Origin of the sequence: Shigella sp. FC1967 (assembly GCF_001743005.1) — a bacterium.
Taxonomy (GTDB): domain Bacteria; phylum Pseudomonadota; class Gammaproteobacteria; order Enterobacterales; family Enterobacteriaceae; genus Proteus.
Window position 1 is genome coordinate 1 of sequence record NZ_MIIZ01000673.1, and the last position, 4,984, is coordinate 4,984.

Annotated in this window: 6 protein-coding genes and 1 pseudogene; 2 read left to right on the forward strand and 5 right to left on the reverse strand. The window is 33.0% G+C overall.

From position 1 onward, the window contains the following. A pseudogene (locus BHE89_RS09380) lies at positions 1-472 on the forward strand (helix-turn-helix transcriptional regulator); the annotation flags it as partial. Positions 473-634: 162 nt separating this feature from the next. After that, a complete protein-coding gene (locus BHE89_RS25425; protein ID WP_286146024.1) occupies positions 635-1,018 on the forward strand; it encodes a T3SS regulon anti-activator ExsD domain-containing protein in 384 nt (127 codons plus the stop codon). A gap of 458 nt (positions 1,019-1,476) precedes the next feature. On the opposite strand, the gene BHE89_RS09390 is transcribed toward BHE89_RS25425, so the two are convergent. The 5 genes from BHE89_RS09390 to BHE89_RS09405 form a co-directional block, all read right to left on the reverse strand. After that, positions 1,477-1,881: an FKBP-type peptidyl-prolyl cis-trans isomerase gene (locus BHE89_RS09390; protein ID WP_216080999.1), complete on the reverse strand. Its 405-nt coding sequence runs from the start codon at positions 1,879-1,881 to the stop codon at positions 1,477-1,479. Positions 1,882-2,017: 136 nt separating this feature from the next. Then, on the reverse strand, positions 2,018-2,188 hold the full coding sequence (locus BHE89_RS23760; RefSeq protein WP_171742484.1) for a hypothetical protein: 171 nt from the start codon (positions 2,186-2,188) through the stop codon (positions 2,018-2,020). A gap of 460 nt (positions 2,189-2,648) precedes the next feature. Beyond that, a complete protein-coding gene (locus tag BHE89_RS09395) occupies positions 2,649-2,939 on the reverse strand; it encodes a hypothetical protein (RefSeq protein ID WP_128860428.1) in 291 nt (96 codons plus the stop codon). A 498-nt stretch (positions 2,940-3,437) separates the two neighbouring features. Continuing rightward, the gene (locus BHE89_RS09400) at positions 3,438-4,199 is read right to left on the reverse strand and encodes a hypothetical protein (protein ID WP_128860429.1); all 762 of its coding nucleotides are present in this window, start codon (positions 4,197-4,199) and stop codon (positions 3,438-3,440) included. A 5-nt stretch (positions 4,200-4,204) separates the two neighbouring features. Beyond that, a complete protein-coding gene (locus tag BHE89_RS09405; protein WP_248619863.1) occupies positions 4,205-4,708 on the reverse strand; it encodes a hypothetical protein in 504 nt (167 codons plus the stop codon). Between the last annotated feature and the right edge of the window lie 276 nt (positions 4,709-4,984).

The following is a 4,984-nucleotide window of genomic DNA, read 5'->3' on the forward strand; positions in this document are numbered from 1 at the left end:
ATATCTTACAGGCTCAATCTTGCCCTGAAGCCTTCACTCAGTTACGTATTGAAGAGCTTTAATTCTATTGCTTTCAACTGAACAAGGTGCTGACTTAATGGCGTTATTGCGCCAACTTAGCCACCGTCAAGTTGACCGCTTAAAAGATTTTTATGGAAAAAAATCATTTAAAAAATTGGAAGCTGAAACAATTTGCTCGTGAATTTGGGATGGGATTAACAACATTTAAAGAACTTTTTAATCATGTTTATGGCACTTCCCCCAGAACATGGATATGTGAAAGACGAATTATTTACGCACACCAACTGTTACTGACCACTGAAATGAGTATTGTCGATATTTCAATGGAATCAGGCTTTTCAAGCCAATCTTACTTTACACAAAGCTATCACCGTCGTTTTAATATGACCCCCAAGTAAAAGCGAGAAATATCAAATCAAAAATTATAAAAAAATCCGACCGAATATCATAATATCTAAAAAGCCATTCATAGTTAGAATGATTGAAATTTATTCCTATGAGTGAGCTTTATATCGTGATCAAAAGAAAAACAAGTATACCCCACAAGCCCATTATTATGACTATTTAGCTTTACTAAAAAAAATGATGGCAACCTGCGATAGAAAAACTGTAGATGATTTATTTGATCTACAGTTTTCTTTTCCATTCAAATGAAAATATTGTCACTGCATGTGATGTTAATGAACAACAAATAAAAATACTAGCTCGTGTTTTATGCCGTGAAAGCTTAGATAGTTTATTACAGTCCACTTGGTTTTTACGAAAAAAATACTGCTTTGTTGTTATATCTAAAGAAGAGGTACGTGATGTTGTTAGTTTTGCGCACTCTTTTCATGCAGAGCACCCACATTCAACAATAACCCCCGCAGATTGGGATAAATCATTAAAAGCGACGGTCAATATCAATGAACATATGCGTTTAATTCAAGCCGTCATAAAACCACTTTTTATTTGGTGGATCCAACATATCACTCCCCCAGATTTTCATGCTTTATGACACAAAAAAGAGAACTTGAATCTCAAATTAAGCAGTGTGAGAATATTAAGTCATTTGAAAGAAAAACAATTATCAAAATAAAAGTGATTCTTTTTTATCTTTAGATGATATTAATATTAAGCTTAATGCGGATAAAGTTAGACTAATTGTTATTGATGATTTATTACAACAAGATATCCAATTACTTCTCGATAATTGGAGAAATGAACCTATATTTAACGTTAAAATTAACAATACATTAGATTATATTAAAAAATAACACCAAATTCTGAATTAATAAAACCATTATGGAATATTTTAAACAGCATTCCTGAACATCCTGAAAACTGTCAAAAACTAAAAAATTGGTTACTAGAAAGAGAACTTTGCTTAAAGAATGATGAATTTTTTATGGCGATAATACAATTCAGCTCTTCTCTAAATAAAAAGAGAAGAGCTGACATTCTTTTTTAATGATTCTATTTAATATCTAAGATCTCAATTGTCACGATAGACATTGATTCTGGTGGCACTTGTCCAGGAACACCATTTTTCCCATAACCACCACCTGGTTTTATATAAATTTTGGCTTTACCATTGATACCTGCTTTTGCAATAAAGGTATTCAGTGGTAATGGCAGTTGACGGTAAGGTAAGATAAGTGGTTTAGTTTTATCATAACTAATCGTTACAGTACCGTCTGTCAATTCTTCATGCATTGTGAATACAACGGTTTTACCTGTAATTAGAGGCACGGGCTTACCCTGCTTTAATATTTTAAAATAGGTATTATCGTCATACTGTACATAATTTTGTTTTTGGATCTCAGCTAAAATTGATTTATTACGCTGAGCATTATCTTTTTCCAATAATCGAATAAGCATAAGCAAGTTGTCCAGCAATCATTTGCCCTTTTGCCTGCCATTTTATTAAGCTGATCTTTTTAGCGTTTTTATTTTTCTTTTTAAAATATTATTAGTATCTGTATTAACTTTTTGCTAACTCTGCATCTTTTTGCTTTTAAGTTGTGCATTTTAGTTTATCAATAGATTCTGTTTGCTGTTGCTTTAATAGACTAATTTGCTGTGTATTTTCTGTATTTTGTTTTTCTAATTGTTCTTTTGCTTCAGCTAATTGAGCACTTAATTTATCTGTTGTATTTTGCTTTTCAGTCAGTTGTTTTTCTAGCAATACTAGCGTTTTTTCACTCTCTGTTTTGCTCGCTGTGGCTTGAGCTAATACAATATTATTCTCTTTTAAATTGTGTGTCTAATATTTGATATTTACTCGATAGCTCATTTTGCGCTTTCTCTAACTTGGCGATGAGATTATTTTTTATCCGTAATTAAATTATCAATGGCCTTTTCACCAGCAGATAAACTCTTCTTTAAGTCAGCTAATTCATTGACTTTATTATCTAATTGTGATTTTAATTCTGGGATCGCTTTTTAATTTCTCATCCACTTGCTCTTTTTTGCTGTTGAACAGCTAAAAGCGATTTATTAAGCTGAGCCTGTTCTTGATTGCTTTTTTCAACTTGTGTTTTTAGTTGTGCTATTTCTTTGCGTTGTTCCTCAACAAGTTTGCTATTAGCATCTTGTTGCTTTTTCTGCTTCAGCTATTTTTTAATGAAAGTTCTTTAGATAAATCTTCACGTTCTGATGTGATCTTTCAATAATGTGCTTTGTAATTTATCTATCTCTTTTTTCGCAGAGTCATCTTTTAGCAATCGTTGAGCCTGTGCAAATTGAGTCTGAACATCTTCTTTCTCTTTCTGTATTGTTGCTAATTGATTTTGTACATCTGTGAGTTGTTTAGTTAATTTTTCTTGCTCAGTCGTTATTGTTGATAACGCATTTTCTAATCTTGTTATCTCTTTATTTTTAGCAGCTTCTAAATCAGCTAATGCTTGTTCTTTTTGCTTATTGTGACTATTTAACAATTGCTGTGATTCAGCATATTGAGTTTGTATAGCGTCTTTTTCTTGTTCAACTTTAGTCAGTAGTGTCTGCTTTTCATTTAATTGGCTAATTAACTTATCTTGCTCTACGTTTATACTCTCAAGTGAACTTTGTAATTTATCAATCTCTCTTTTAGCGCTATCATCTTTTAACAGAGCCTGAGCCTGTTGATATTGAGATTCTAATTGTTCTTTTTCTTGCTCAAGTTGAGTATATTTCAGCTCTAAAGCTTTAAGTATTTCCGCTTGTTTTTCAAAATGCTGTTGTTGTTTTGCTAACTCGGTATTTTTTACTGTTGTTGCCTGTAATACGTCCTCTTTTTCAGCTAATTGCTTAACTAATAAGTCACGCTCTTTTTTGGTTGTTTCTAAATCGGTTTGTAACTTAGTAACAGCCTGTTTTAACGTGTTATCAGTTAGTAAGTTATTCGCTGTCGCTAATTTTTCTTCTGTTTCAGCCAGCGTTAATTCGAGTTGTTTTTATTTGATTATTTGCATTTTTGAATTTTTTTCTAAATGCGCTTTTGTTATAGCTTCCTGCTCAGTGTATTTTTGATACAGCGTTTGGTATTGATTTCTCGTATCAGCCAAACGATTTAATAATTCTTTATTAAAAAGCGGCTGTTTATGCTCGAGAAAAGAGCGGTTAAATTGATATGCAAAATGAAAAGGAATGGCTGTAACGGAATAGAATGTTCCAGGAATAATATCTAACAACAAATTGTCATTACGTTTAGGCCTTGCATAGCTCTCTTTTGAATAAAGAGCTAGTGGGTTATAAACTATTGTATTATTTCTGTAGCTATAACGATTAAGATCCTCTGGTGTAAATTGTGGTTTAATCGGAACAAATGAAAGCAACGGCGTTAGATAACGAGTGTAATCATTCTTTAATTTTGAATAATCAGCAGATAACACAGGGCAATTTTCTGCCAGCGTGATATCAGGAGTCTTAACAGGCTCAACTGCCTGATTATCTGTTTTAGCTGGCGCAGAAGGTTTAACTCGTTGCTCTGTTTTTGTTTGTTGAGTCGCTGTTGTGGTGCGGTTTACTCCACGAGTAGCCTGATCGGTTCTCGTTGACGATGAAATTGTAGCAGATGTTTTAGGCTCAATTTTAATTGGCTCTTGTGTTTCAAAATAACGGTCAAAATCTTCAATAACAGAATTAAACTCATTATTAGCAAACGATAGTGTTGGAAACAGCATAAGAGCGAGACAAACACTCTGCTTTAATTTCATAGTAATTATTCACCTAATTTTTTCAATGTCGAATTAACTGACATAATCGACAAATAGCGAACTTTTGCACATAAAACTTCTGTTTTTGATTCAATACTCATTTTTAATAAATCTAAGCTATCTTTACTTGCTGTACTTTGAACACTACGGTACATCGCATTGATTTCGCTAATTTCTTTAAATGAGCTCATCATAGATTGATAGTCAGATGGAGAAAAAGTTTTCAAAGAATCAAGTTGTTTGATACAAGCACTTTGCGGTGCTAGCCCCAATTTTCTTGCATCTACACCACTGTCAGCAGGGTCTACTGCGGATGTCATGGGAATCGGTTGTGCAACAGCAACGGGTTGAGTAGTTGTAACAGGCTGTGTGGTTGCAACAGGCTGTGTAGTTGGCGCTGGCGTTTCAATTGGACGAGATTGATCAGTCCACGCACACCCAGAGAGGGCAAGAACGCTAGTTGCCATAAATACAGCGAGGACATTCTTTTTATTTTGTAATAAGGACATCATTTTTCCTTAATTCCGATCAGTCTTAAATAAAAGCATATGAGTTGTCGCATTTTAAGTCATTTTATTATAATTTTCTATTACCTACTGCATACTAAATAAATAGGCTAACACCCTTGCTTGCAATGAGTGTTCCTATCATTTCATTTTGTTTTCTCTTAAAATACTACTTTACATCAACACTAAAAGTATCAAATCTTGAATATCGGATTGATTTAGTAAAAATGTTGCCATATAAACTAGATTCGTTTTTATATTGTTGGAATATGTACCAGA

Bases quoted from the DNA above. Each gene is read 5' to 3' on its own strand.
- BHE89_RS25425 (WP_286146024.1), top strand. From the start codon at position 635: ATGATTTATTTGATCTACAGTTTTCTTTTCCATTCAAATGAAAATATT.
- BHE89_RS09390 (WP_216080999.1), bottom strand. From the start codon at position 1,881: ATGCTTATTCGATTATTGGAAAAAGATAATGCTCAGCGTAATAAATCA.
- BHE89_RS09400 (WP_128860429.1), bottom strand. From the start codon at position 4,199: ATGAAATTAAAGCAGAGTGTTTGTCTCGCTCTTATGCTGTTTCCAACA.
- BHE89_RS09405 (WP_248619863.1), bottom strand. From the start codon at position 4,708: ATGTCCTTATTACAAAATAAAAAGAATGTCCTCGCTGTATTTATGGCA.